This window comes from Sedimenticola selenatireducens, from assembly GCF_007625115.1.
Classification (GTDB): Bacteria; Pseudomonadota; Gammaproteobacteria; order Chromatiales; family Chromatiaceae; genus Sedimenticola; species Sedimenticola selenatireducens_A.
Genome location: NZ_VMNH01000010.1, coordinates 102,649 through 126,673, shown reverse-complemented (window position 1 = coordinate 126,673; position 24,025 = coordinate 102,649). Strand labels below are relative to the sequence as shown.

The following is a 24,025-nucleotide window of genomic DNA, read 5'->3' as shown; positions in this document are numbered from 1 at the left end:
GAGTATATTGAGATATTTTATAACCGATTAAGGAGACACTCAGCTATAGGCTATGTCAGCCCAGCTGAATTTGAGCGCTTATGCGCATAACCAGTGTCTACTTTTCGTGGGGAACACCACAGTAAAAGGAAATATATCCGTGCAAATACGACAATATGAAAATACAGATTTAGATGCAGTACTCTCGTCATGGGAAGTCGCAACTCGGTTAGCTCATCCATTTATGACCGATAAGTTTATAGCCCAGGAACGGAAGAATGTAGCAGAGATATATCTACCCAATACCGATACTTGGGTCGTACAGATCGACGGTGAAGTCAAAGGCTTCATTGCGTTGATGGGTAACGAAGTTGGAGCAATATTTCTTCAGCCGGAGTTTCATGGGCAGGGGGTCGGAAAAGCACTAATGGACAAGGCGCAAGAACTTCATGGTGAGCTTGAAGTTGAAGTATTTAAGGAGAATACAATCGGCCGTCACTTTTACTCAAGGTATGGATTTGAGCATCTGGTGGAGAAACTGCACGAGCCTACTGGCCAGCAGGTATTGCGCCTGAAATTTACTTCTAACAAGGCAATGCACCCGACAGCCCACTCGCTACGCTCGCGGTCTGGCCGCTGATGCGAGGCGTTCTTGAAAAATGGCCGGTCAGGTGCTATAAAAAGACCTGTTAACCGCACCTAAAGGCCGTGCCCATGAATACTAAATTCTCTGAAGATGTAATCCCGCTCTCCGACTTGAAGGTTAACCCTGGAAAAGTCGTAAATCACGCAAATGACTCTCACCGCCCAATTTTGCTCACAAGCCGCGGCCGAGGCGTAGCGGTAGTGCAAGCGCTTGATGAGTATGAAAAAAATGAGGAAGAAAGAGCATTTTTAAAAGCTGTTGCACAAGGAATGATGGATGTAAAGGAAGGTGATGAATTTTCACTCAATGAGGTAAAAAAGAAGCTGGGAATCGAGTGAGTGAAAATCCTAATTACAAAATCCGCATTCAGTGATTTTGAAGCCATAAAAGAATACTACCTAGAAGAGGGAGTACCCGATATTGGTAATGAGTTTGTTGTCGCAATAATTGAGCATATTCAAACGCTAGAGCAACATCCTGATATTGGGAGGCCTGTACCTGAGTTTAACAACTCGAAAATCAGAGAATTAATCCACGCCCCTTTTCGTGTTGTGTATTTGAGGGAAATATCAACGATTCATGTCGTAAGGATTTGGCGAAGCGAAAGAATTTTGGTATTGCCAGATGAAAAAACATAACAAGGCAGTAAACACCGTTCGCTATCGCTCACTCGGACAGCCTATGCTGCGCTGCGGCTGCTGGTTACTGCAACATTATGTTCAAAAGTCATCTTTAATAGCTGGGGTACCGGAGTTAGAACATCTCCTCCAAAATCATGAAGGTAAAGTACTCACCGGAGTCAGTAGGTGATCTTCAAAGGGTTGTAGAGTTTGTAGAGAATAAGAATCCGTATGCGGCTCGTAGGATTGCTATAGATCTGCAAGAGGGTGTCGAAAGGTTTAAACAATTCCCTCAAATAGGGTTGCCCGTGCTAAAGGCTACCGAACCAGAGCAACTGCGTGATCTCTATGTAGGTGATTATACAGTACGCTATCTAATCACTGATGAAGTCATTTATATTTTAAGAGTTTGTCACGGTAAAGAGAACGAAAAGAATTTATAACAAGCCACATCAAATCCGCTTCCTTCGAGTGCAAGCTTGTGCGGTTTATGGAGTGTTTTGGGTCAGATGAAAAGCTCACCGTCTCTATAAAATATGACCTCTTTAAGCGCTGTCATCCCTAGAATTTAATCCCATAGTAAACAGGAAATAAAAATGCTGATTAGCAATATGGAAATCATACCGGGTAAGCAGATCCAGAAACACTTTGGTCTGGTACAAGGTAGCTCTGTTCGTGCCAAACATGTAGGCAGAGACATCATGGCCAGCCTGAAAAATATCTTCGGCGGTGAGCTGAAGGGGTACACGGAACTGTTACAGGAGTCCCGTGATGAGGCGATGGATCGTATGCAGCAGCAGGCGCATGCGATAGGCGCTAATGCGATACTCAATGTGCGATTTTCCACCTCATCCGTGGCTCAAGGTGCAGCAGAAATTTATGTCTATGGCACGGCGGTGATTCTGGAGTAAGCGACATGATTGAACTGACGATTTTTCTGGTTCTGATGACGCTGGGATACCTGGTGGGTCAGTACGCAGAAAAGAAACATTACCAATCAATTATCGAACGTGAGAAGCGTCTGTCGGGGTTGACCACGGTGGCATCTCGATTTCCGCCTCCCGGAAAACAACATGACCAGTGTCTTGTGCTGGGCAGTGTCGTAATCTCGGTGGATTATTTCAAACGCTTCATCGCCATGTTGCGAAACCTGTTTGGCGGCAGGATTACCTCTTATGAAGCGCTGCTGGATCGTGCCCGTCGCGAATCCCTGCTGCGCATGAAAGAGCAGGCAGCAAAAATGGGCGCAGAGTATGTATTCAATGTGAAATACGAGACAGCCTCCATATCTAAAGGGCGGCAGAACACGATAGGTTCGGTTGAGGTGCTTGCCTACGGTACCGCACTGATGCGGCCTAGAGATGAAGCGTGAAATTTGAGTATAAGGAAATTCCAGAAGGGATAAACGTATCCCAGGTTCATCCCCTGCGGGAGCTGGCCGTTCTGCTCGGTGGTGCTGTGCTGATTATTGCTGTAGCGGTCTACGTTCTTGGGTTATCTGCCGGTTTCCTGGCTCGTTATATTCCCTTCGAGATGGAACTGGAGCTGGTCTCTTCGTTTCCCATTGAGACGCAAGAGAACGCTGAAATAGATGCCTATCTCGAACGGGTAAATGCGCAGGTGATAAAAGCTATGGCGCTTCCAGACGAGATGAAAATCACCCTGCGCTATTCCAGTGATGATACGGTGAATGCGTTCGCAACACTCGGCGGTAATGTGGTGGTGTTTCGTGGTTTACTTGAAAAGTTGCCCAATGAAAATGCCTTGGCGATGTTGCTGGCCCATGAGGTTGCCCATGTTAAACACCGTGATCCCATTGTCAGTGTAAGTCGTGGTCTGACGATTAGTGCCCTGCTGAGTCTGGTGCTGGGGCAGAGTGATCTGGGTGTGCTAGGCGATACGGGGCTTTACACCCTACTGCATTTTAACCGGGAAATGGAGAGCGAGGCTGATAGAGAGGCACTTGAAGCGGTGTATAAGATCTATGGACACACCCAGGGGGCGGATGATCTGTTTCGTATCTTTCAGGCGTATCGTGAAGAAAAGGGTGATGATGGCGGTTTTGAATTTCTACAAACACATCCACTCGATTGGAAGCGAATCAATGCCATCGATTCTTATGCGGATCAACATCGCTGGGAAATTGAAGGTAAGACGGTGCCCATACCTGAAAATATTTTCGCCGCGATGAATGCATCAAGCGAGAGTGCGAAAAAATAGCAGGATAGGGTGGTATGTCGATTGCTATGATCAGGATAAGCTTGCAACCAATCTGGCGTAGAATGAAAAATTGAATGCCGGCACTCTATAATGTTAGATAAGGAGGCTAGCCGGCCTGTGAATTGTTTAATATTAGATAGTGCACACCTATGCCATATCAACTCAGTTATCAGGCAGAAGAAGGTTTCATTAAGGTGACAGTAAAGGGTTCCAGAACGGATGCGGACCCAGCTAAAAACGGCCAGATGGTTGTTGATGACATCACCAAGAAATGTAAAGCCTGTGGATTTACACGCGTTATGTTGGTTTCCCTACTGACAGGCCGTTATCCGCCTTATGCCAATTATCAGGTGGTCTCCTCCCTAGAGCTAAAGGGTGTTCCTAAAGAGTGGAAGCTGGCCTACGTCAATCTTGATCAGGCGAGCCACAAGTCTATCTTGTTCAGCGAAACACTTGCCGTCAAAAAAGGCTTTCAAGCCAAGGTGTTTGATAATGAAGAGGATGCGCTTAACTGGTTGAATAGCTAATAGCCTCAGCGTCAACACTAGCGTGTTTATCACACCTCTTCTCGTCCATTCGGTTAGCGTTTGTTTAAGGTGTGCCTACCCTATATTTGATGTATAGGATTAAATCATTGCCAATCCGCACTGATGCTAAGTTCTCCCTTCTCTTGAAAGCCGGTACTTGCAGGATTATTAGCAGTTTGTAACTGATTTTGTGGAGTTATTTGCGGATTTGGACAGAGTGATTAGGGAGCTGAAGTTTTTTCTTGGTCGCATTTATATATTCCATTTAATTTAATGTAAGTATTTGAATATAAAGGATATAATCTGTTTAATATATGTAGTTGATGTGAAAGCAGTCGTTTTTATGGCTCATTAGGGAATAACCTGAATTGATTGATCCGTTCAGGATGTTTATATTCTACGGGAGATCCGAAAAATAATTATAAAATTGGACAATCAGCCTATTTATTTGTTGTTTTGTCATTTTTGGATCACTGTTTGGGACAAGTGATCGGCGGCTTTGTACAGGCTATTCAGCTGTCCCCTAAACTGTGTTCGCATGACAGTTTTTTTATATCAATGGTTTGCCGCGCACTATCGGTGCCGTGTAAGCCAGGGTTAACGTCGGTTTCATCAGCACTTGCGTGGTAGTTTTGGATTGAAGCACTGCAGTGAGTGGTCATAATGTGAATCCGACTCTGTGTGGGTAATGGCTTCATGCCATGTAACTATCGGGAACAACATTGACTACTCAAAAACCAAAGATTATTTACACGCTGACCGACGAAGCTCCTCTACTGGCCACTTATTCTTTACTCCCGGTTATCCGCACGTTCACCTCGGCTGCGGGAATTGAAGTTGAAAAGTGTGATATCTCAGTGGCGGCTCGTGTGCTTGCTGAATTTCCAGAATTCTTAACAGAAGATCAGCGTGTTCCAGACAACCTCGGTACTTTGGGTCAGCTAACCCAGGAGCCGACTACCAATATAATCAAGTTGCCCAATATCAGCGCCTCGGTTCACCAGCTCATGGCGGCCATTACCGAGTTACAGGCCCGTGGCTATAAACTGCCCGATTACCCAGAAGATCCCCAGACTGATGAAGAGCGTGCCATCCGAGAGCGATACGGCAAGGCACTTGGCAGTGCAGTCAATCCTGTATTGCGCGAGGGTAACTCGGATCGTCGCGCACCTAAGGCCGTGAAAAACTACGCCCGCAAGAATCCGCACTCTATGGGAGAGTGGAGCCCCGCTTCACGGACGCACGTCTCCCACATGCGGCATGGTGATTTCTACCACGGTGAGAAATCGATGACCTTGGACAAAGCCCGTGACGTGAAAATGGATCTGGTGACCAAGGGTGGTGAAACCATCCTGCTGAAACCCAAGGTTTCACTGTTGGAAGGTGAGATCATCGATAGTATGTATATGAGTAAGACGGCGCTGTGCGAGTTCTACGAAGAGCAGATGGAAGACGCACTGAATACCGGCATGATGCTCTCTCTGCACGTAAAAGCGACCATGATGAAGGTGTCGCATCCGATCGTGTTTGGGCATGCTGTCAAAGTGTTCTACAAGGACGCTTTCGAAAAGCACGGCAAGCTGTTTGATGAACTGGGCGTCAATGTCAACAATGGCCTGGTTAATCTCTACAGCAAGATCGAGAGCCTGCCTCGTTCATTGCGTGAAGAGATTGTACAAGATTTGCATGCCTGTCATGAACACCGCCCAGAGTTGGCGATGGTAGATTCGGCAAAAGGTATCTCAAATTTGCATGCCCCTAACGACGTGATTGTGGATGCCTCTATGCCCGCCATGATTCGTTCAGGCGGCAAGATGTGGGGAGCCGATGGTCGACCAAAAGATACCAAGGCGGTAATCCCTGAGAGTACTTTCGCGCGTATATACCAGGAGATCATTAACTTCTGCAAGACCAATGGCGCTTTTGATCCCACCACAATGGGCAGTGTTCCAAATGTTGGATTGATGGCGCAGAAAGCAGAAGAGTATGGCTCTCATGATAAGACCTTCGAGGTGCCTGCCGACGGTGAAGCAAGAATCGTTGATATCGATACGGGTGAAGTATTGATGTCACAACGGGTAGAAGAGGGTGATATCTGGCGTATGTGCCAGGTTAAGGATGCGCCTATTCGTGACTGGGTCAAGCTGGCGGTAACCCGATGCCGTGACTCCAATATTCCGGTGGTGTTCTGGTTGGATCCCTATCGTCCCCATGAAAACGAATTGATCAAGAAGGTGGAGACCTACCTGAAGGATCATGATACCGAAGGGCTCGATATCAAGATTATGTCCCAGGTGCGTGCGATGCGTTATTCACTGGAACGTGTTGTGCGTGGTCTGGATACGATCTCGGCTACCGGCAACATTCTGCGTGATTACCTGACTGATCTTTTCCCTATTCTTGAACTGGGTACCAGCGCAAAAATGCTCTCTATCGTGCCGCTGATGGCGGGCGGTGGTCTGTTCGAAACCGGTGCCGGTGGTTCAGCGCCTAAACATGTGCAGCAGCTTGTGGAAGAGAACCACTTGCGTTGGGATTCTTTGGGAGAGTTTTTGGCGCTGACAGTTTCGCTGGAAGAGATCGGTAAAAACTTTGATAACGCCAAAGCTAAATTGTTGGCTCGTACCCTTGATCAGGCCACCGAAAAACTGCTGGATAGTGGCAAGTCACCGTCGCGTCGTACGGGTGAATTGGATAATCGTGGCAGCCACTTCTATTTGTCGATGTACTGGGCACAGGCGTTGGCTGAGCAAACCGATGATACAGCGTTAGCGGCACACTTTGCACCTATAGCCCAGGCGCTGAGTGACAATGAGACACAAATCGTGGAAGAGATGAACAGTGCTCAGGGTCAGCATGTGGATATTGGCGGATATTACATGCCTGATGTTGAGAAGACCGAGGCCGTCATGTGCCCCAGCAAGACCTTCAACACTATTCTTAAATCTGCTGTATAGAACTTACGACCCCGTAGATCTCATGTTAGCCAGGAGCAGAGCTGTTGCTCCAGGCTAGCATGAGCCGTTATATTTTTTTATCTGTATCAAGCCCTCTATACCCAGTAAGTATAGGTGTACAGAAAACCCCACAGCTTTACAGCAAGTAGATAACTACAACATTACCATTCACCCAGTTGCCACCCATTATAATTGATGGGATGGCCAGTGCTATGCGCGCCATATTGCATAATGAGTCATCGTTATTACTCTTCAGTACATCGCCATAAACCCTGGTTAATCTGATGTTTATGCGATCTTGCGCGGCACTTTAAAGCGTTTGCTTTCAAACATCGGTTTACCTTACTCTTCGGTGTGAAGGTGAAGTCATTCGCCTGATACTCAATTTCCCCCAAATATTTCATCGACTATGTCTGATACAAAATCAATTTTTTGGAGTGGGTTTCTCGACTGCATTCCCTTCATATTAGTGGTTGCACCTTTTGGTCTGCTGTTTGGGGTGGTCGCCACAGAAGCTGGACTTAACCTGCTGGAGACCATGTCCATGACGGTGTTGGTCATCGCGGGAGCGGCACAATTTACCGCTTTGGCACTGCTGCAGGATCAAGCCCCGACCTTTGTTGTGATACTGGCGGCCCTTGCCGTTAATCTGCGCATGGCTATGTACTCTGCAGCCTTGGTTCCGCATCTTGGAAAAACATCCCTCAGAACGCGGGCATTGGCCTCTTACTTCATGATTGATCAGACTTTTGCTGTTTCGATAAAAAAGTATGAAAGAAATCCTCAGTGGAGCATGGCACAAAAAACAGCCTATTATTTTGGCTGCACCAGTGCGCTGTGTCCGTTTTGGTATCTCTTCTCTCTGCTGGGTGCCTTGGTGGGGCAATCCATTCCAAAAGAGTATTCACTGGATTTCGCCATACCGATCTGCTTCATCTCCTTGATCGCGCCTATGCTGCGGAGTCTTCCCCACATGGTCTCTGCGCTTGTCTCCATCTTACTGGCTTTAGTTTTTGCTTGGATGCCTTATAACCTCTGGCTGATTGTTGCTGCCGTATTCGCCATGATGGCTGGCGCAAGAACCGAGCTCTGGGTAGAAGGGAGAAAGGCAAAATGTTGAGTGCCTGGACAGTGTGGATTGTGATTGTATGTCTGGGTCTCGGCACCTATCTGATTCGCTTCTCTTTTCTTGGTTTGATAGGCGGCAGAGAACTGCCGGAATGGTTTTTACGTCATCTGCGTTATGTTGCGGTAGCCGTAATGCCGGCGTTGATTACGCCTTTGGTGATTTGGCCAGAGGCCACTCAGGGTGAGCCAGATCCCGCTCGCCTCATTGCAGCACTTGCGGCATTTGTGATTGGCATAAAGTTTAATAGTGTTATTGGTGCCATATTGGCCGGTATGATCTCCCTGTATGGCGTACAGTACCTACTGAATTAAATTGCCCGATTCAATTCAATTGTGACAAACAGGCCGCTATTATTTGATGTGTCCGTAGCAGGTGGTCTATAGATGACATAAGGAGTGCACTATTTGGTACACAATGAGATTGCATAAAAGATGATCGTTATTTTTTCAAGCCAGCATGAACAGCACGCGCCGGAGTATGAGTTCTTTCGGGGTGAGCGCGTCCCCTGTTTTGAGTCACCGTCCCGAGCAGTATTTGTGGCAAAAGAATTGACTGCACGCGGGCACAGCATTCATGCGCCGGTAGCTGATAGTCGCACTATTTTGTCTCAAGTTCATACGCAACGTTATCTGGATTTTCTAGAGTCGTCCTGGTCGCGTTGGCTTGCCGTTGATCCCGCTAATGCATCAACGCAGCCTTTTCCCTCGGTATGGCCCGTGCGTTCGTTAAGGAGTGACATCGAGCCTGATAACTTCATAGCACAACTCGGCCTCTACTCTATGGACAATGGCAGTCCGATGGTTGCAGGTACTTGGGTGGCTGCCAAGGCCGGTGCCGATGCGGCAGTCAGTGCGGCTGAGTTATTGGGCGGGGGTGAGCAGGCTGTCTTTTGCGCGACGCGCCCACCCGGTCACCATGCGGGTGCCGATTTTATGGGAGGTTACTGCTTCCTGAATAATGCGGCAGTAGCGGCACAGGCGCTGAGACATAATGGCTGTGATCGGGTTGCTATACTTGATGTGGATTATCACCATGGTAATGGCACGCAGAGTATATTCTATGATCGATCCGATGTGCTCTTTGTCAGTATTCATGGTGATCCGCGTACGGAGTATCCTTTTTATCTAGGCTATGCAGATGAACAGGGTGAAGCGGAAGGAGAGGGCTTCAACCTCAATATACCAATGCATGCTGGAACTTCTTCTGAGCGATGGTTTGACGCGTTGGAGATGGCCTGTTCAAGGATCAGTCAATACCGCGCCGATGCGCTTGTTGTCTCGCTTGGACTTGACACGTTTGAGGGTGATCCGATTTCTAAGTTTGCTTTGCGGTCGGATGATTTTATCAAGCTCGGGGCGAGACTGAAGCGACTGGGATTACCGACACTGCTCATTTTGGAAGGTGGATATGCCACGGCAACACTTGGTGTCAATGCTGCCAATGTTGTGGATGCTTTTGATCAAACCTGATTATAAGTATCGTCCTATCAATGCATTCAAGGGCAAAGCAACCAGGTTTCTATTTTTCAATGCAGGTTCCTGGGTTGCCTGATATAGGGGTGTAATCCGTTTATTCTTTTCGAATGGTTCTTGCTCCCGCCAGGTGGCATTCGCTGGGCTAATCCTCGCTATTCAGGGCCAATCTCTGTACTGTGTCAGATTCTGGCATATGCCTTGTGGGAACAAGTTGTCTGCTTTTTATGTTTTTAAACAGGGCAGGCGGTAATGGGTTTACGAGTCAGTTATAAAACGCATGAGTTTGATGAGGTGGATATCCACCTGCGAACATTGCGTAATAAGCAAGAGTTTTCCGATGATGATGGCGTAGCGGAACGGCTCGGTATCTCATCAGCTATGTGGCCAATATTCGGGGTAGTTTGGCCCTCTGGTATTGTTTTGGCGCACTATCTATTTCAGTTTGATTATAAAGATAAGCATATCCTTGAAGTCGGTTGTGGTATCGGTCTAACCAGTTTGTTGTTAAATCATCTTAATGCAGATATTACGGCAACAGACTTCCATCCACACGCCGAAAGATTCCTCATCAAGAATACACAGCTTAATCAGGATAAGATCATTCCGTTTACCCGGACAGATTGGGCTGATCCAAAGTCAAGCTTGGGCGAGTTTGACTTAATTGTAGGCAGTGATCTGCTGTATGAAGATGAGCATATTGAACTGCTGTCATTATTTATTAATCAGCATTGCAAAAAGCGGAGTGAAGTTATTCTAGTAGATCCGGGTAGAGGCAGGCACGCTAAATTCAGTCGAAAAATGGCTGAGCTAGGTTTTTCATTACACCTTACCAGATTGGAGAATATGGATTATCTGGATAAGCCCTATAAGGGTGTTATATTGCGTTATGCGCGCGAATGAATAAGCATGTACGAGTGACCTATGAATCGAGTAATATCGGATCATGTTATGGGCATTGCCTCTCTGTTAGAGGTAATTGAATAAACGGTATACAGCGCATGAATGTTGGTATCTATATCTATGACAATGCAGAGGTGCTGGATTTCTCTGGCCCTTTTGAAGTTTTCTCTACAGCATCACGACTAACAGAACCAACCGATTTCTTTAACGTGTTTCTGATTGGTGAGACCGGGCAAAGCGTACTGGCCAGAGGCGGATACAGCGTTAATCCTGCCTATGGGTTTTTAGATGCTCCAGGTATTGATCTACTGATTATTGTAGGCGGTGTACATCTTCAGGAGATGCAGAAAAAGAACGTGCTCGATTGGATTGCATTACAAGCACAATCAGCCAATCTGGTCGCTTCAGTCTGCACCGGCGCTTTTCTATTAGCTGCGGCCGGTGTACTCAAGCATCATCATGTTACGACTCACTGGGAAGATATCACAGATTTGCGCGCGAGCTATCCCAATCTTACGGTCCAAGAATCTAGGCGATGGGTCGATGCGGGAGATATTATTACCTCAGGTGGCATTTCTGCAGGTATTGATATGAGTTTGCATCTGGTCAGTAAATTGCACTCGACTGAGCTTGCTGAAAAAACGGCGCGACAGATGGAGTTTGATTGGACAAAAAATGCGTAGCTATCTCTCTATAAGTATAAACAGGGCATGGCTAGTCATTTCTGTAGGCAGACATTAAAACTACGCTGTAATTTAAAAAATGAAACTATTTGGCACACTGATTTTATCGGCAGTTGGGTTGTATCTATTAGCTTGTGCCTGGCTCTATTTTATGCAGCATCGACTGATTTATTATCCCACCCTCCCTATTCCCCACGCCTATCTGACAGTCCCCTTTGAAAGTGATGGCGAGACAATTAATCTGATCGTTATCAATCCTGGAAAAACGCGTGCCATTTTGTATTTTGGTGGTAATGCAGAAGCCGTGCTATTAAACGCAGAGCCTTTTAAACGGGCTTTTCCTGATCACACGGTTTATCTTGTCAATTACCGGGGCTATGGGGGTAGCAGTGGCAAGCCCAGTGAGCGGGAGTTATATGCGGATGCACTGCGGATATACGATGACTCGATCAAGCAACACAGTAAACTTGTCGTTGTGGGGCGCAGTTTGGGGAGTGGCATTGCAACTTATCTGGCATCAGAGCGGCCTGTTGAAAAGTTGGTATTAATTACACCTTATGACAGCATTGTTGCTTTAGCTCAGCGCAATTTCCCCTGGTTTCCCGCCAAGTATTTGATGAAAGAGCAATATGACTCGTTGAGTAGAGTAAGCAGGATAGACGCTCAAACGCTAATTATCGTTGCGGATCATGATCGGATTGTTCCAGAAGTACATACTCGTACGCTTGCCGATGCCTTCCCGGAAAATCAAGTGAAGGTAGCGATGATAAAAAGTACCGACCATAATTCGATATCGTTGGCCCCGGGTTATTATTCGTTGCTACAACAATTTATGCTGCACTAGATGATCTCAGTTGCGCTCAGGCAGCAAATTGCACGATATTCTGGGAAAGTGTCAGTAAAGGATTACTCTGGGAGGGAAGAAAATGCGCTATCTCATTTGGGTGTTGCTAATTATATTTTCCTCAGTGAGTGTGGTTGATGCTGAGATCTATCGGTGGCTCGATGAACAGGGCAAGGTGCATTTTGGCGACAGTAAACCGGTAACTCAGTCAGCTGAGCAGGTGGAGCTCAAGATTAATAGCTATACCCATGTCACCTATGAAATAGCTCCTTCCGCCGTTGGTAGTACGCGTAACTCCGGTTCAAAGCGCGTGATTATGTACAGCACAACCTGGTGTGCCTATTGTAAAAAGGCCAAACGTTTTTTTAAGGCCAAAGGTATTGCCTTTACTGAGTATGACATTGAAAAATCACCCGCCGCCAAAAAGGCCTATGATAAACTTGGGGGTCGGGGTGTTCCGGTAATTTTAGTCGGCAAGTCGCGCATGAATGGGTTTTCTGAGCGTGGGTTCATGAAGCTCTACGAAGGTTAATCTTCAACTTGATAACGTGTGCGGCAGTAGCGACAACTCGCGATATCACCCGGTTGTTTCAGCGGTAAAAAGACACTTGGATGCATTTCAGATGTGTTGTCTGTGGGTCTTGGACACACCAGTGGGAGATCCGTTTTTTTTACCTTGATGATTTTTGAGGGTATGGAGCTTGTTTCTGTGGTTGGCTTTGTCATGGTGCCTCCAAAACGTTACGTTCTGTCAGGGTGCTTAGCGCGTGTCAGTTATCATACATTAAGAGTAACTAAGCTACGTAGTGTACGGCAAAAAAGCAATATTAATCCTTGAATCATTGCCGTTGTTCAAGGACCGCTGTACTAAGTCTAGGGTAGACTCCGCCTTTCAGTAAGCGGAGTCGGGGGGGCAACTTAGATATCAGTGATGCTTGGTCTTGGCGTCGAGAAGTCCCATCGCAACGGCAGAGGCGACAAAGGTCAGATGGATAAGGACATACCACATGAGTTTGTTGTCAGGGATATTGACCGCATTCATGAAAATTTTCAGTAGATGGATAGAGGAGATCGCCACGATAGAGGCGGCCACCTTGTTCTTCAGGCTGCTGGTGTCCAGTTTACCCAGCCAGGAGAGTTTTTCCGTATCCTCTGCGACATCAAGTTGGGAGACGAAATTCTCATAACCGGAGAACATCACCATCACCAGCAGCCCGCCCACCAGCGCCATGTCGATCAGCGAGAGGACGACCAGAACCAAGTCAGTCTCTGTAACGGTGAAGATGATGCCAAGCAGGTGAAACACCTCTTTAAAGAACATCACGCCGAGGGCTATCAGGGCAAGGCTCAGGCCGAGATAGATGGGTGCGAGAACCCAGCGGGTGGCATACATCGCCCGCTCAAGCGTTTTTTCAATCATGCGTAGTCCTTTCGGTTTTGATAGGTGTCATTTTGTTAACAGATTACAGACCCCGATAATGGGGGCAAATAGCAGTTTTTAAAGGTTGTACATCATAATAAGCATACTCAGTAGGCCGATCCACATAATCAGGGTCAAGGGGATGCCAACTCGCAGAAAGTCGGAGAATTTATAACCTCCAGCGCTGTAAATCAATAAGTTAGTCTGGTAGCCCATGGGTGTGGCATAGCTCATATTGGCGCCAAACAGCACGGCCAGCACAAAAGGTTCTGGTGGCAGGTTTAATTGACTGGCGATACTGATGGCAATCGGTGTCCCAATAACGGCAGCCGCGTTGTTGGAGACCACATTGGTTAGGATTGCGATCATCAGCATCAACCCGCCAAGTATCGCACTTGTGGGTAATCCAGTGGAGAGGGCTACATACAGACTGGCGATATAGTCGGCGCCCCCGGTCTGCATTAATGCCAGACCTAGCGCCAGACTCACCACAACAATCAGGATGACTCGGGTGCTGAGGGCTGAGGCGGCATCTTCCCAGTCCAGGCAGCGTGTCAGGAGCATCACACCGACACCACAGAGGGCGCTGGTGGCGATGGGCAGGGTGCCCGTTGCAGCGAAGGCCACGACCGCAGCCATGATCAGCAGGGCAAGTCGGGCCCGGCGCGTCTCGGGCAGATACACGGAGGCATCCAGTACCAGGAGCTTTCCGCTGCTCTTCAGCGCCTCAATCTGATGGGCAGCCCCTTGTATCAGCAATACATCACCATTCTCTAACCGTACATCACCCATACCACTGCGAATTGTCTGAGTTGCTTGGGCCTGGGACCGGTGAATAGCCAGGATTACCACATTGTTATGCTCGGCAAAGCGCAACTCCTTGAGGGTTTTTCGGTGCAGTAGCGACCCCTCGGTTACCACAACCTCGGCCATGAGCTGGCCTTCGGATGAGAGGGGGTGCTCCTCGTCAATCGGGTTTTCGATGTCTGAAGCGTTATAGAGCGTGGCGCCAAGCAGTGTTTCATACTCTTTCAACAACTCGGGCGTGTCACGTACCAAGAGACGATCGCCCTCGCGCAGTTCTGCCGTGGGTAGACGCGTAAGGTTTAGCCCCTCGCCTCGATGAATGCGATCCACCTTCATGCGGCGATCCGTTTTTTCCAGTACTTCTGCAAGCGTCTTGCCGTTAGCAAAGCTGTCACTGTTGATGTAGAGCACGGCATCGAAGATGCGTGGAGAAGTATCCGATAACAGTGCCTGGCGATGGGGTAGTAATCGGGGTGCGATCAACCACAGGTAAACCAGTCCAGCACTCCCGGCAACAATGACCGGCAAGGCAAAATCAAACATGCCAAAATTGCGCATGCCGAGATCTGCGGCGATGGCAACAACCAGCAGATTCGTCGATGTGCCAATAGTGGTGGCCATCCCACCCAGCAGTGTGGCGAGTCCCATTGGCATCAGGATGCCGGAGGAAGCTTGTTTATTGCGGATGGAGACGCTGATAAGGATTGGCAGCAGCATCACTACAATCGGCGTATTGTTGAGGAAGGCGCTGAGTATGGCCGCTGAAAGCAGCGTGATCAGAAAGGAGAGCATAGGCCAGTTTGCCCAATGCTTGGAGAGCAGGGACGCCAGCGGTCGCAGTGCGCCCGTTGTCTCTAGTCCTTGCCCGACAATCATGAGTGCGCAAATAGCGACCAGGGCCTCATTGCCAAAGCCGGTAAAGAAGTCGCCGGGCTGCAGTGTTACACCGTCGTGGGTATAAGGAAATACTTCAAAGCCTACTACGAGTGTGACCAGTATCAGGAGTGATGAAGTTTCCAGCGGAATGTGATCGCGGGTAAAGAGAAAGAGGGCGACTACAATCAGGAGTAGAACAGCAATGGCATGCGGATCAGGTGGCGCAGGCAGCATAGAGTAGGGTTGTCTCTTAGAAAAATGTCGTTAGGTATCGTTTAAGGCTCACAAGATAACAGTATAACGACTATCTTTCATTTTGCTTACGTGAAAAGGTTTGTAGTCGAAGAGTATGTTCGAATAGAGTAATTGTGTGATGTATCAGTATTCGTATATTTGCTAGTAGGCTAATCAATGCAGAAAAAGGTTTCAGGTTATTGTGCACTCTGTATTTCTCGCTGTGGTTGTATCTCAACGGTGCGTGATGGGGTGCTGGTATCTGTAGAGCCGGATCCCACGCATCCCACGGGTGAACATCTCTGCATTAAAGGACGCACGGCGCCTGAGTGGGTAAATAGCCCGGAGCGTATTCTAACCCCATTGAAACGTACAAACCCAAAAGGGTCAGCAGATCCCGGATGGCAGCCGATCCCATGGGAGGATGCACTAAAAACAGTTGCCGATCGATTAAACACGTTAGCGCAAACAAATGGCCGTGAAAGCGTCGCTTTTTCAGTGACGACACCGAGTGGAACTGCTGTCTCAGACAGCTTTGTTTGGATTAATCGACTGGCCCATGCCTTTGGTTCGCCCAATACCGTTTTTGCTACAGAGAATTGCAACTGGCACAAAGACTTTACGCCGGTCCATACGTTGGGTTCAGGTATCGGTATGCCGGATTATGAAAAGAGCGGTTGTATTATCCTTTGGGGCTTTAATCCTACGGCTACCTGGTTAGCGCAAGCCACGCAGGTTCGGCGTGCCAAAAAACGGGGTGCGAAACTGATTGTGATCGATTGCCGTAAAGTGGGAATGGCATCGATGGCGGACCAATGGTTGAGAGTACGTCCAGGAAGCGATGGCATTCTTGCCATGTCTCTCGCGCATGTAATGATTGAGAAGGGCTGGTTTGATGCAGCATTTATTCGTGATTCGAGTAACGGATCTTTTTTAGTGCGAATGGATTCTGGCGCGTTACTGACTGAGGCCGATATTGATGCGGAAGGTTCTGATCAATGTTATCTACAGTGGGATGAAGTCAAACAATCAGTCAGACGTGTAAACGCAAAAAATAAAACGGCCGATGATCAGTGTGCCATGCCTGCGCTGTTTGGATCTTTCACGATAGAAACCCTGCAGGGGGCAATCAGTTGTTCACCCGCTTTTCAGTTGTATGCTGATCGCTGTAAAAGTTACGCGCCAGAACTACAGCACAGTATTACCGGGGTGAGTGAGGTGCAGCTCTATAAGACGGCGCGTCTGCTGCATGAGTGTGGTCCAGTCAGTTATTTTACCTGGACCGGCACAGCTCAGCAGACACAGGCAAGCCAGACCTCTCGTGCTATCTCGTTACTCTATGCCCTGACCGGTGATCTGGATGCGCCGGGTGGCAATGTCTATTTTGAAAAACCAACTATCAACAATGTTTTTGGCCTTGACCTGATGGATGTACAGCAGAAGCAGAAGGCATTGGGGCTGGCTGAGCGACCATTGGGTCCGGGGACTATGGGGTGGATCAGCTCAACGGATCTCTATCGGGCAGTAGTGCATCATCAACCCTACAGTGTAAAGGCGTTAATCAGTTTTGGCGCCAATCCGCAACTGACAAAGCCGCCTACGCCGGATACAGAAAAGGCACTTAAAGCGCTTGAATTTTATGTGCATGCTGATCTGTTTATGAACCCAACGGCAGAGTATGCCGACATTGTCTTGCCTGTGGCCTCGCCTTGGGAGCGTACGGGGCTATACGCCGGGTTCCATGTTTCGCAGCAAGCGGATGCGCATATTCAGTTACGACCTGCCGTGATCGAACCGAGGGGCGAATCAAAAAGTGATATGTGGATTGTCTTTCAGATAGCGAAGAGGCTCGGGCTGGATGAGCACTTCTTTTTGGGTGATATGGATCGGGCGCTTGAGCATCTGCTGTTACCAGCAAATGTTGATCGACAGACACTTGAAGACAATCCACAAGGTATCAGATTGCCGATAACGACGCGGTATCGAAAATATCAAACAGAAGGCTTTGCGACACCCACAGGGCGGCTGGAGATCTATTCGATACGCTTTCAAGAAACGGGTTATGATCCGCTGCCCAGATTTAAAGAGGAGGTTGGGATTGATCCGGTTTATCCATTGCTGCTTACCTCGGCCAAATGGGTGCAGTTTTGTCATAGTCAGCAACGAAATGTACCTTCATTAAGAAAGCGCATGCCGGATCCTTTGGTAGAGGTACATCCTGAGACAGCTTTTGAAAAGGGTATTGGCGACGGTGACTGGGTGGTTATCAATACATTGCAGGGAACAACTCAGGCCCGGGCACGTTACAACAGTGATCTTCAAGTCGATGTGGTCTGTTCGCAGTATGGGTGGTGGTCACCTGACGCACAAGGAAAGGGGCAGCACTACAATGGCCTGGTTGATTCTGACGGAATCGATCCAATTGGTAGTTCAAACAGTCTGCGTCAGATTTACTGCAATATTCAACCGCTGGAGGAGTGATGGTTTATCCAGTGCAGTATCCACCAACAAGGATTTTACCGTATGTTTAATGGTGTTAAAGGCGTGCTTTATTAGATCCTAGTTATGGAAGAGTGCCTATTTCTTAGTCTAATAGACGATTGCATGTTGGAACAAACAAGCGGAAAAAATCCGCACCTAATAAATTACTGAACAACGCTGGCAGCTTGTGATTTCAGGATTTCATGCGGTTATCACAGCGTTTACTTGTCATTGTTCGCATCATGTTAGGGAGTGACTATGAGAGCGATATTAGTACCTGCAGCGCGACTGCTTTCTCGCGTAAATTATCCCACTAAATTCGCTATCTTTCTGAACTGAGAAGTCTACATGAACAACTTCCCCAGTATCGAGGGATGATGACCGGTTTTTTGAATGGGACTGCAGATTTTAAACCTCGCATTGAGCCGGGCCGGATTGATATCAATAAGACATTCGGGAGGTTAGCAATACTGGACGGTGAACTGGCAGGGCACTTGATGCTAGAGGGGCGCTTGCAGAATTTGCAGGCGAGCTGGAAAACCCTCGAAGGCAAGGCGTTTGATCTGGAGGCCAAGGAAGCCAGTTAAAAGGGCTTCTCAGCAATTAGTGGATGCGTCGCAGTCGATGAATTTAACTGCAGAAGCAACAAGCGCAGTGGCTATCGAGGTGACATCAGGTAAAAAAGTAGTGCCAGACGGCGTGCAGTCAATCAGTACATTGGCAAATGAGATTGAACGTGGTGCAACAGTGGTTGAGCGTCTTGCCGGTGACAGTGCAAAAATAGGTACAGTGATAGAGGTTATCCAAAGTATTGCTGAAATGATTCAAACAATTGCGGATATGAGTGCGCAAATTGCAACGGCGGGTGAAGAGCAGTCTGCAGTTACCGAAGAGATCAATCGAAATATCATGTCGATTAAATCTGTGGTAGAAAAAACAGCCGAGGGTTCGGGTCAGATGAATCACACGGCTGCCCAAGTGAGCCGCATGGCGATGCAGTTGCAAACGATTACTGCTAATTCGAAAGTGTGAGATCTAAACGACAGACACTTAATGACTATGTTTTCATCGCGTCTCTGGAGCCAGAGCGAAGATGCCCTTTATCCATCCCCTTAGATTGGTTTAATCGGTGACCACTTACTCGACGTGGCTGTCACGCACGTTGCGTAATGCTCAATCAATACTGCGTATGGCATCGGTTTCGTTGGTTAGCGGCATAGGCACGAGTTGCAGGCGTGTCCGTTGCTGTTTGGGTTTGGTGGGTTCGATATAAGGGCACTCATCCATGGGGCGCCAGTCACAGGCTACTCCAGTGACCAGTTCGTGGGGGCAGTTGTGGCAGATTTGGACATTCAGTTTTTTTAACATAGTGCTTTCTCCTCCGCTATAAAGCTAAAAATAGCGTAATATCATATGATTGCAATATATATTTAATAATTAATTTAAAAACCGTATGTAAAGTGTGAGATATCTCTCGGCAGAACTGCGAACGAACTCGAAAAATAAAAAAGGCGATCAAAAGATCGCCTTTCAGTAGATTAAGGGTTTATTGGTTAATTGCAGGGGCCCATCCGTTTGCCACTCCACTTGTTGAGGATGGTCAGTTTTTGGCCACTGAGGTCCATTGCCATCTCCATTTGGCCGTTCATCTGACTGCCTTGTGAAGTAAACTGACCCGAGCCAGCCATTTCGCCGCCATGATGTTTACAGATCATTTTCCAGGAGAGTTTGTTGCCGCTGGAGTTGATGTCGCTGACCTTGCAGCTACCCGTATCTTTCATCAGTTCAGCGGGTGAAAGTTGATCTGCTGTGATGCACTCTTCCAGTTTTTTGATGATAGGCTGGGGCATCATAGACATGCTGGAGGTAACTTCTATCTGCCATTTTCCTGGGGTGAGTTTGATACCTTCTGCGTGACTAGCCACGGATAACAGCAGCAGAATGGTGGTTAGCGTAAGATGATATAACATCAAGAGCTCCTAATAATTTCGGACAGATTTCTGATGTGCCATTTTGACAGAGGCCGTCCTGTTCGTCGACCATCGTGCTCTGTTTGTTGCTTGAAATTGCTTACAAAGCGACAGGTGCTCTGGGAACTGACCGAGGTTAGCGGTATTATCTCACCCTGTTATTTCATTTCAGTTTGAAGTTCACACGGGTTGCATTATGAATCGTTTTTGGAGTTCAGTTGTTCACACGCTTACACCCTATGTCCCAGGTGAACAACCCAAGCAGACTGATCTGGTTAAGTTGAATACCAACGAGAACCCCTATCCACCCTCGCCACAGGCGCTGGCTGTGATGGCAAAAGAGGCCGCTGAAACCCTTCGGCTCTATCCAGATCCCAATGCTGATCGACTCAAGCATGCCATTGCCGACTATTATGGCATCAAGTCGCAGCAGGTTTTTGTTGGGAATGGTTCTGATGAAGTACTGGCGCATGCCTTTTTAGGGTTGTTGAAGCACGAACTGCCGTTGCTGTTCCCGGATATCTCTTACAGCTTCTACCCCGTCTACTGTGGGCTGTATGATATTGCTTACCAGACCATTCCCCTGACTGATCAGTTTGAGATTGACCCAGACGATTATGACATCCCCAATGGCGCAATTATTTTTCCTAATCCGAATGCGCCGACGGGTAGATTGCTGCCACTCTCTGCCGTTGAATTGCTGCTCAAGCAGCACAGTGATTCTGTTGTGGTGGTGGATGAGGCCTATATCGATTTTGGCGGTGAGTCGGCGATTTCGTTGGTGGATCGGTATCCCAATCTGTTGGTGATTCAGACGCTGTCCAAGTCGCGTTCATTGGCGGGGCTGCGTGTCGGTTTTGCAGTCGGTCATGCCGAGTTGATCGAAGCATTGGAGCGGGTGAAGAATAGCTTTAACTCCTATCCGCTGGATCGCTTTGCCATCAGTGGTGCAGTGGCTGCATTTGAAGATAAAGCCTATTTCGAAGAAACCTGCCGGCGGGTCATGTCAACCAGAGACCAGTTAGCCAATAAGCTGACCCAGATGGGTTTTCAGGTGTTGCCGTCGGCGGCAAATTTCCTCTTTGCCCGTCACCCGGATCGGGATGCGGAAGAATTGGCGGCACGGTTACGGGAAAGATCCATTATTGTGAGGCACTTCAAGCAGGCGAGAATAGATCAGTTTCTTCGTATTACCATTGGTACGGATGAGCAGACTCAGCGTCTGATTGATGCGCTGGAATTGATTTTAAAGCAAGACTGACCCTAAAAGGGCGTGGGTGTCTATAACCCCTGGTTTTGTGGTTTTAAGCACTGCTTCTGTGCGCGGGTCCGTCACTGTTGGTGCATGATCGATCCACTCATGCTGAAAAAGCCGGCACTACTGGCGAATTATCCATTGTCTATTGAATGGCATACTCTTTGCTGAATGCATCAAGCATATGCAGGAGTATTGCTGATGTCATTTACCATCCAACGTATAAAAAAACAGTTTCAGGTTATTGTCAGTGGCTCTGCCAGGGCTCCCCACGATCGAGGGCGCTGCTGATGTCACAGAAGATTAAGACCACCTGCCCTTACTGTGGTGTCGGCTGTGGTGTGATTGTCAGTCAGGATGAGCGGGGTGCTGTGACAGTAGCGGGTGACCCTGACCATCCCTCCAATTATGGGCGACTCTGTTCCAAGGGCAGTGCGTTGGCAGAGACGCTGGGGCATGAGGGGCGCTTGTTATCACCAATGGTTGATGGGTGTGTCAGTGACTGGGACGAGGCGCTTGATACAGCCGCAAAAGGTTTCCAGCGGATGGTGCGTGACCACGGCCCGGATGCGGTCGCCTTCTATGTCTCTGGGCAATTGTTGACGGAAGATTACTATGTTGCCAATAAGTTGATGAAAGGCTTTATTGGCTCGGCCAATATTGATACCAATTCCCGTCTCTGTATGTCATCCGCAGTAGTTGCACATAAGCGTGCTTATGGAGCAGATATCATGCCGTGCAGCTATGAAGACCTGGAGCGTGCGAAGCTTATTGTGCTTGCTGGTTCAAACACCGCTTGGTGTCACCCTGTTCTGTATCAGCGCATGATGGAGAGCAAGCGACAGAATCCAGATCTACAGGTTATCGTTATAGATCCCAGGGCTACCCCTACAGCGGAAACCGCTGATCTGCATTTGCCGATTAAGCCGGGCAGCGATGCCTTGCTGTTTAATGGGTTGCTGGTTTACCTGGAACAGGGCGGCGAACGTAATGGTCTGTTTGTCAATCAAGCCACGCAGGCGTGTGATGAGGCCTTGTCTGCGGCTAAAAGCGATGCTGAATCAATCGAACACGTTGCAGCGGGTTGTGGATTGAGTGTTGAATTGGTGGAGCGCTTCTACAGACTGTTTGCCCGCACTGAGCGGGTGGTGACTCTTTATTCTCAAGGCATCAACCAGTCCTCCAGTGGTGTGGACAAGATCAACGCGATTATTAATTGTCACTTGCTGACGGGGCGAATTGGCCGACCCGGTATGGGGCCGTTTTCGCTGACTGGGCAACCCAATGCCATGGGTGGACGTGAAGTGGGTGGATTGGCCAACCAGTTGGCGGCCCATATGGCGATTGAGTCTGCAGCTGATCGGGAGCGAGTTCAGCGCTTCTGGGATGCTCCGGCAATACCACAAAAGGGTGGCTTGAAGGCGGTAGATCTGTTCAGTGCTATCGAGGCTGGCAAGGTCAGGGCGGTGTGGATTATGGCGACTAATCCCGCCGTGAGTCTACCTGATTCTGACCAGGTTCGACGTGCTTTGGCGCAGTGTGAACTCGTTGTGGTTTCAGACTGCATGGCGCTAACGGATACCACGGCGTATGCCCATGTTCTTTTCCCGGCTTCTACCTGGGGGGAACGCAGTGGAACCGTTACCAGCTCGGAACGGCGTCTTTCTCGTCAGCGGGCCTTCCTGGATACACCAGGCATGGCCAGGCCGGATTGGTGGATTATCAGCCAAGTAGCACAGCGAATGGGTTTTCAGGGACAGTTCGATTATCGTCAGCCGAAGGATGTCTTTCGTGAGCATGCGGCACTTTCCGGTTTTGAAAATGCTGGAACGCGGGGGTTTGATATCAGCGGATTGGCTGATCTGAGTGACCTGCAGTATGAGTCGCTGTCGCCAACGCAATGGCCTTTAACCTCTTCTACGCCACAGGGAACGGCACGCCTGTTTGGCGATGGGGTATTCTTTACGCCTGATCGTAAGGCACGCTTTGTACCGGTCACTCATCAGTTACCTCGCAATCAAGCAGATGCCACCTATCCTCTGATCCTGAATACGGGGCGTGTCAGGGATCACTGGCATACCCTGACGCGTACCGGGCTTTCCCCGCGATTGGCAAGTCATACCATTGAACCCTATGCTGAGATCCATCCGCAGGATGCGCAGGGCTTTGGTGTTGTCCAGGGTGCTTTGGCACAAGTGGAGAGTGCCTGCGGTAGTGTAATAGTGCGTGTGAAGGTAACGACGAATCAGCAACAAGGCAGTCTGTTTATCCCCATGCACTGGAATACCCAATTTGCTGAAACAGGACGGGTTAATGTGTTGTTGCCTGGAGTCGTAGATCCCCTCTCCGGTCAACCGGAATTCAAGCATGGCCGAGTTGCTATTCAGGAGCGACGGTTTGCCTGGCACGGCTTCCTCTTTTCTCGTCGCCAGTTGCAACCCAGCGGGGCTGTCTATTGGGCGCGCTCCAGAGGGGCAGGCTTCTGGCACTATGAAATCGCGGGTGACTCTACCCCCGAAAACTGGGCCGAGATGGCACGCTCCTATCTCTGTAGTAAAGGGCACGAAGTGGGTTGGATGGAGTATACCGATCGTGCTGCCAATCGCTATCGTGCGGCTCGATTTGAGAATAATATCCTGGAGAGCTGTCTGTTCATCGGCCCTGATCTGAAACTGCCACCGCGGGATTGGATAGCGGCACTGTTCAAGAAGCACTCATTGGATGCAACTGAGCGTGCCAGCCTGCTATCAGGACATGCCCCTGATGAAAAGGCTGATGTGGGGAAGACGATCTGTGCCTGTCATGGCGTCGGTGAGAAGCGCATCCTGGAGGGTATTCGGATTCACGGGCTGAACAGTGTGCAAGCGATTGCAGACCAGCTCAAGGCGGGGAGTGGCTGTGGTTCTTGTGTGCCGGAGATAAGAGCGATGCTGGCTGCCAGCTGATTTACCCGAGGCTATAAAAAGAAAACCCCGCAACCGATAGCGGGGTTTTCTGTTCTG

The 24,025-nt window shown here is 48.6% G+C and carries 27 protein-coding genes; 22 read left to right on the top strand and 5 right to left on the bottom strand.

Going from position 1 to position 24,025, the window contains the following annotated elements:
- The 17 genes from FHP88_RS19495 to FHP88_RS10510 all read left to right on the top strand — a co-directional run.
- A partial coding sequence (locus FHP88_RS19495; protein WP_335341583.1) for an IS3 family transposase occupies positions 1 to 90 on the top strand: 90 nt, incomplete at its 5' end.
- A gap of 49 nt (positions 91 to 139) precedes the next feature.
- Positions 140 to 619 carry a GNAT family N-acetyltransferase gene (locus FHP88_RS10585; protein ID WP_335341582.1) on the top strand — a complete coding sequence of 160 codons (480 nt, stop codon included), beginning with the start codon at positions 140 to 142 and terminating at the stop codon, positions 617 to 619.
- A gap of 74 nt (positions 620 to 693) precedes the next feature.
- The gene (locus FHP88_RS10580; RefSeq protein WP_144359011.1) at positions 694 to 963 is read left to right on the top strand and encodes a type II toxin-antitoxin system Phd/YefM family antitoxin; all 270 of its coding nucleotides are present in this window, start codon (positions 694 to 696) and stop codon (positions 961 to 963) included.
- Positions 964 to 1,263 carry a type II toxin-antitoxin system RelE/ParE family toxin gene (locus FHP88_RS10575; RefSeq protein WP_144359010.1) on the top strand — a complete coding sequence of 100 codons (300 nt, stop codon included), beginning with the start codon at positions 964 to 966 and terminating at the stop codon, positions 1,261 to 1,263. It begins immediately after the preceding gene.
- A 137-nt stretch (positions 1,264 to 1,400) separates the two neighbouring features.
- On the top strand, positions 1,401 to 1,688 hold the full coding sequence (locus tag FHP88_RS19540; RefSeq protein WP_144359009.1) for a type II toxin-antitoxin system RelE/ParE family toxin: 288 nt from the start codon (positions 1,401 to 1,403) through the stop codon (positions 1,686 to 1,688).
- 153 nt (positions 1,689 to 1,841) lie between these two features.
- The gene (locus tag FHP88_RS10565; RefSeq protein ID WP_144359008.1) at positions 1,842 to 2,156 is read left to right on the top strand and encodes a YbjQ family protein; all 315 of its coding nucleotides are present in this window, start codon (positions 1,842 to 1,844) and stop codon (positions 2,154 to 2,156) included.
- A 5-nt stretch (positions 2,157 to 2,161) separates the two neighbouring features.
- Positions 2,162 to 2,617: a YbjQ family protein gene (locus tag FHP88_RS10560; RefSeq protein WP_144359007.1), complete on the top strand. Its 456-nt coding sequence runs from the start codon at positions 2,162 to 2,164 to the stop codon at positions 2,615 to 2,617.
- Positions 2,614 to 3,465, top strand: coding sequence for a M48 family metallopeptidase (locus tag FHP88_RS10555; protein ID WP_144359006.1), 852 nt, complete (start codon positions 2,614 to 2,616; stop codon positions 3,463 to 3,465). The genes FHP88_RS10560 and FHP88_RS10555 overlap by 4 nt, the downstream gene beginning before the upstream one ends.
- Before the next feature lie 149 nt (positions 3,466 to 3,614).
- Complete coding sequence (locus FHP88_RS10550) at positions 3,615 to 3,992, top strand: hypothetical protein (protein ID WP_144359005.1); 378 nt, start codon at positions 3,615 to 3,617, stop codon at positions 3,990 to 3,992.
- 722 nt (positions 3,993 to 4,714) lie between these two features.
- Positions 4,715 to 6,949, top strand: coding sequence for an NADP-dependent isocitrate dehydrogenase (locus tag FHP88_RS10545; RefSeq protein WP_144359004.1), 2,235 nt, complete (start codon positions 4,715 to 4,717; stop codon positions 6,947 to 6,949).
- Positions 6,950 to 7,358: 409 nt separating this feature from the next.
- A complete protein-coding gene (locus FHP88_RS10540; protein WP_144359003.1) occupies positions 7,359 to 8,069 on the top strand; it encodes an AzlC family ABC transporter permease in 711 nt (236 codons plus the stop codon).
- Complete coding sequence (locus FHP88_RS10535) at positions 8,063 to 8,389, top strand: AzlD domain-containing protein (RefSeq protein WP_144359002.1); 327 nt, start codon at positions 8,063 to 8,065, stop codon at positions 8,387 to 8,389. The genes FHP88_RS10540 and FHP88_RS10535 overlap by 7 nt, the downstream gene beginning before the upstream one ends.
- Before the next feature lie 120 nt (positions 8,390 to 8,509).
- Positions 8,510 to 9,547, top strand: a complete 1,038-nt coding sequence (locus FHP88_RS10530; RefSeq protein ID WP_144359001.1) for a histone deacetylase family protein — start codon at positions 8,510 to 8,512, stop codon at positions 9,545 to 9,547.
- A 255-nt stretch (positions 9,548 to 9,802) separates the two neighbouring features.
- The gene (locus FHP88_RS10525) at positions 9,803 to 10,453 is read left to right on the top strand and encodes a class I SAM-dependent methyltransferase (RefSeq protein ID WP_144359000.1); all 651 of its coding nucleotides are present in this window, start codon (positions 9,803 to 9,805) and stop codon (positions 10,451 to 10,453) included.
- Between the two features lie 98 nt (positions 10,454 to 10,551).
- Positions 10,552 to 11,136 carry a DJ-1/PfpI family protein gene (locus tag FHP88_RS10520; RefSeq protein ID WP_144358999.1) on the top strand — a complete coding sequence of 195 codons (585 nt, stop codon included), beginning with the start codon at positions 10,552 to 10,554 and terminating at the stop codon, positions 11,134 to 11,136.
- Positions 11,137 to 11,215: 79 nt separating this feature from the next.
- Positions 11,216 to 11,980 (top strand): alpha/beta hydrolase, encoded by a 765-nt coding sequence (locus tag FHP88_RS10515; RefSeq protein WP_144358998.1) that lies wholly within the window; start codon positions 11,216 to 11,218, stop codon positions 11,978 to 11,980.
- Between the two features lie 82 nt (positions 11,981 to 12,062).
- Positions 12,063 to 12,512 (top strand): glutaredoxin family protein, encoded by a 450-nt coding sequence (locus tag FHP88_RS10510; protein WP_144358997.1) that lies wholly within the window; start codon positions 12,063 to 12,065, stop codon positions 12,510 to 12,512.
- On the opposite strand, the gene FHP88_RS10505 is transcribed toward FHP88_RS10510, so the two are convergent.
- From FHP88_RS10505 to FHP88_RS10495, 3 genes are all read right to left on the bottom strand, one after another.
- Positions 12,509 to 12,706 carry a zinc-finger domain-containing protein gene (locus FHP88_RS10505; RefSeq protein WP_144358996.1) on the bottom strand — a complete coding sequence of 66 codons (198 nt, stop codon included), beginning with the start codon at positions 12,704 to 12,706 and terminating at the stop codon, positions 12,509 to 12,511. The two genes, FHP88_RS10510 and FHP88_RS10505, sit on opposite strands and share 4 nt — an antisense overlap.
- Positions 12,707 to 12,905: 199 nt before the next feature.
- Entirely contained in the window at positions 12,906 to 13,400 is a 495-nt protein-coding gene (locus FHP88_RS10500; protein ID WP_420492999.1) for a TIGR00645 family protein, read from the bottom strand.
- 78 nt (positions 13,401 to 13,478) lie between these two features.
- Positions 13,479 to 15,317 carry an SLC13 family permease gene (locus FHP88_RS10495; protein WP_186297686.1) on the bottom strand — a complete coding sequence of 613 codons (1,839 nt, stop codon included), beginning with the start codon at positions 15,315 to 15,317 and terminating at the stop codon, positions 13,479 to 13,481.
- Between the two features lie 177 nt (positions 15,318 to 15,494).
- Here FHP88_RS10495 and FHP88_RS10490 point away from each other — a divergent pair, with 177 nt between their 5' ends.
- From FHP88_RS10490 to FHP88_RS10480, 3 genes are all read left to right on the top strand, one after another.
- On the top strand, positions 15,495 to 17,798 hold the full coding sequence (locus FHP88_RS10490) for a molybdopterin-containing oxidoreductase family protein (protein ID WP_144358995.1): 2,304 nt from the start codon (positions 15,495 to 15,497) through the stop codon (positions 17,796 to 17,798).
- 374 nt (positions 17,799 to 18,172) lie between these two features.
- Complete coding sequence (locus FHP88_RS10485) at positions 18,173 to 18,385, top strand: hypothetical protein (RefSeq protein ID WP_144358994.1); 213 nt, start codon at positions 18,173 to 18,175, stop codon at positions 18,383 to 18,385.
- 37 nt (positions 18,386 to 18,422) lie between these two features.
- Positions 18,423 to 18,830, top strand: a complete 408-nt coding sequence (locus FHP88_RS10480; protein ID WP_144358993.1) for a hypothetical protein — start codon at positions 18,423 to 18,425, stop codon at positions 18,828 to 18,830.
- A 141-nt stretch (positions 18,831 to 18,971) separates the two neighbouring features.
- Here FHP88_RS10480 and FHP88_RS10475 read toward each other — a convergent pair whose 3' ends face one another.
- Both FHP88_RS10475 and FHP88_RS10470 read right to left on the bottom strand, forming a co-directional pair.
- Complete coding sequence (locus FHP88_RS10475) at positions 18,972 to 19,166, bottom strand: hypothetical protein (RefSeq protein WP_144358992.1); 195 nt, start codon at positions 19,164 to 19,166, stop codon at positions 18,972 to 18,974.
- Positions 19,167 to 19,351: 185 nt separating this feature from the next.
- Positions 19,352 to 19,768, bottom strand: a complete 417-nt coding sequence (locus tag FHP88_RS10470) for a DUF3617 domain-containing protein (RefSeq protein WP_144358991.1) — start codon at positions 19,766 to 19,768, stop codon at positions 19,352 to 19,354.
- A 196-nt stretch (positions 19,769 to 19,964) separates the two neighbouring features.
- Here FHP88_RS10470 and hisC point away from each other — a divergent pair, with 196 nt between their 5' ends.
- Positions 19,965 to 21,029 (top strand): histidinol-phosphate transaminase, encoded by a 1,065-nt coding sequence (gene hisC, locus FHP88_RS10465; RefSeq protein WP_144358990.1) that lies wholly within the window; start codon positions 19,965 to 19,967, stop codon positions 21,027 to 21,029.
- A gap of 284 nt (positions 21,030 to 21,313) precedes the next feature.
- Positions 21,314 to 23,968 (top strand): nitrate reductase, encoded by a 2,655-nt coding sequence (locus FHP88_RS10460; RefSeq protein WP_144358989.1) that lies wholly within the window; start codon positions 21,314 to 21,316, stop codon positions 23,966 to 23,968.
- Positions 23,969 to 24,025: the final 57 nt, after the last annotated feature.

Bases quoted from the DNA above. Each gene is read 5' to 3' on its own strand.
- FHP88_RS10580 (WP_144359011.1), top strand. From the start codon at position 694: ATGAATACTAAATTCTCTGAAGATGTAATCCCGCTCTCCGACTTGAAG.
- FHP88_RS10475 (WP_144358992.1), bottom strand. From the start codon at position 19,166: ATGTTAAAAAAACTGAATGTCCAAATCTGCCACAACTGCCCCCACGAA.
- FHP88_RS10460 (WP_144358989.1), top strand. From the start codon at position 21,314: ATGTCACAGAAGATTAAGACCACCTGCCCTTACTGTGGTGTCGGCTGT.
- FHP88_RS10525 (WP_144359000.1), top strand. From the start codon at position 9,803: ATGGGTTTACGAGTCAGTTATAAAACGCATGAGTTTGATGAGGTGGAT.
- FHP88_RS10495 (WP_186297686.1), bottom strand. From the start codon at position 15,317: ATGCTGCCTGCGCCACCTGATCCGCATGCCATTGCTGTTCTACTCCTG.
- hisC (WP_144358990.1), top strand. From the start codon at position 19,965: ATGAATCGTTTTTGGAGTTCAGTTGTTCACACGCTTACACCCTATGTC.
- FHP88_RS10560 (WP_144359007.1), top strand. From the start codon at position 2,162: ATGATTGAACTGACGATTTTTCTGGTTCTGATGACGCTGGGATACCTG.
- FHP88_RS10565 (WP_144359008.1), top strand. From the start codon at position 1,842: ATGCTGATTAGCAATATGGAAATCATACCGGGTAAGCAGATCCAGAAA.
- FHP88_RS10490 (WP_144358995.1), top strand. From the start codon at position 15,495: ATGCAGAAAAAGGTTTCAGGTTATTGTGCACTCTGTATTTCTCGCTGT.
- FHP88_RS10480 (WP_144358993.1), top strand. From the start codon at position 18,423: ATGAATTTAACTGCAGAAGCAACAAGCGCAGTGGCTATCGAGGTGACA.
- FHP88_RS10535 (WP_144359002.1), top strand. From the start codon at position 8,063: ATGTTGAGTGCCTGGACAGTGTGGATTGTGATTGTATGTCTGGGTCTC.
- FHP88_RS10485 (WP_144358994.1), top strand. From the start codon at position 18,173: ATGATGACCGGTTTTTTGAATGGGACTGCAGATTTTAAACCTCGCATT.
- FHP88_RS10470 (WP_144358991.1), bottom strand. From the start codon at position 19,768: ATGTTATATCATCTTACGCTAACCACCATTCTGCTGCTGTTATCCGTG.
- FHP88_RS10515 (WP_144358998.1), top strand. From the start codon at position 11,216: ATGAAACTATTTGGCACACTGATTTTATCGGCAGTTGGGTTGTATCTA.
- FHP88_RS10550 (WP_144359005.1), top strand. From the start codon at position 3,615: ATGCCATATCAACTCAGTTATCAGGCAGAAGAAGGTTTCATTAAGGTG.
- FHP88_RS10540 (WP_144359003.1), top strand. From the start codon at position 7,359: ATGTCTGATACAAAATCAATTTTTTGGAGTGGGTTTCTCGACTGCATT.
- FHP88_RS10505 (WP_144358996.1), bottom strand. From the start codon at position 12,706: ATGACAAAGCCAACCACAGAAACAAGCTCCATACCCTCAAAAATCATC.
- FHP88_RS10510 (WP_144358997.1), top strand. From the start codon at position 12,063: ATGCGCTATCTCATTTGGGTGTTGCTAATTATATTTTCCTCAGTGAGT.
- FHP88_RS19540 (WP_144359009.1), top strand. From the start codon at position 1,401: ATGAAGGTAAAGTACTCACCGGAGTCAGTAGGTGATCTTCAAAGGGTT.
- FHP88_RS10530 (WP_144359001.1), top strand. From the start codon at position 8,510: ATGATCGTTATTTTTTCAAGCCAGCATGAACAGCACGCGCCGGAGTAT.
- FHP88_RS10520 (WP_144358999.1), top strand. From the start codon at position 10,552: ATGAATGTTGGTATCTATATCTATGACAATGCAGAGGTGCTGGATTTC.
- FHP88_RS10500 (WP_420492999.1), bottom strand. From the start codon at position 13,400: ATGATTGAAAAAACGCTTGAGCGGGCGATGTATGCCACCCGCTGGGTT.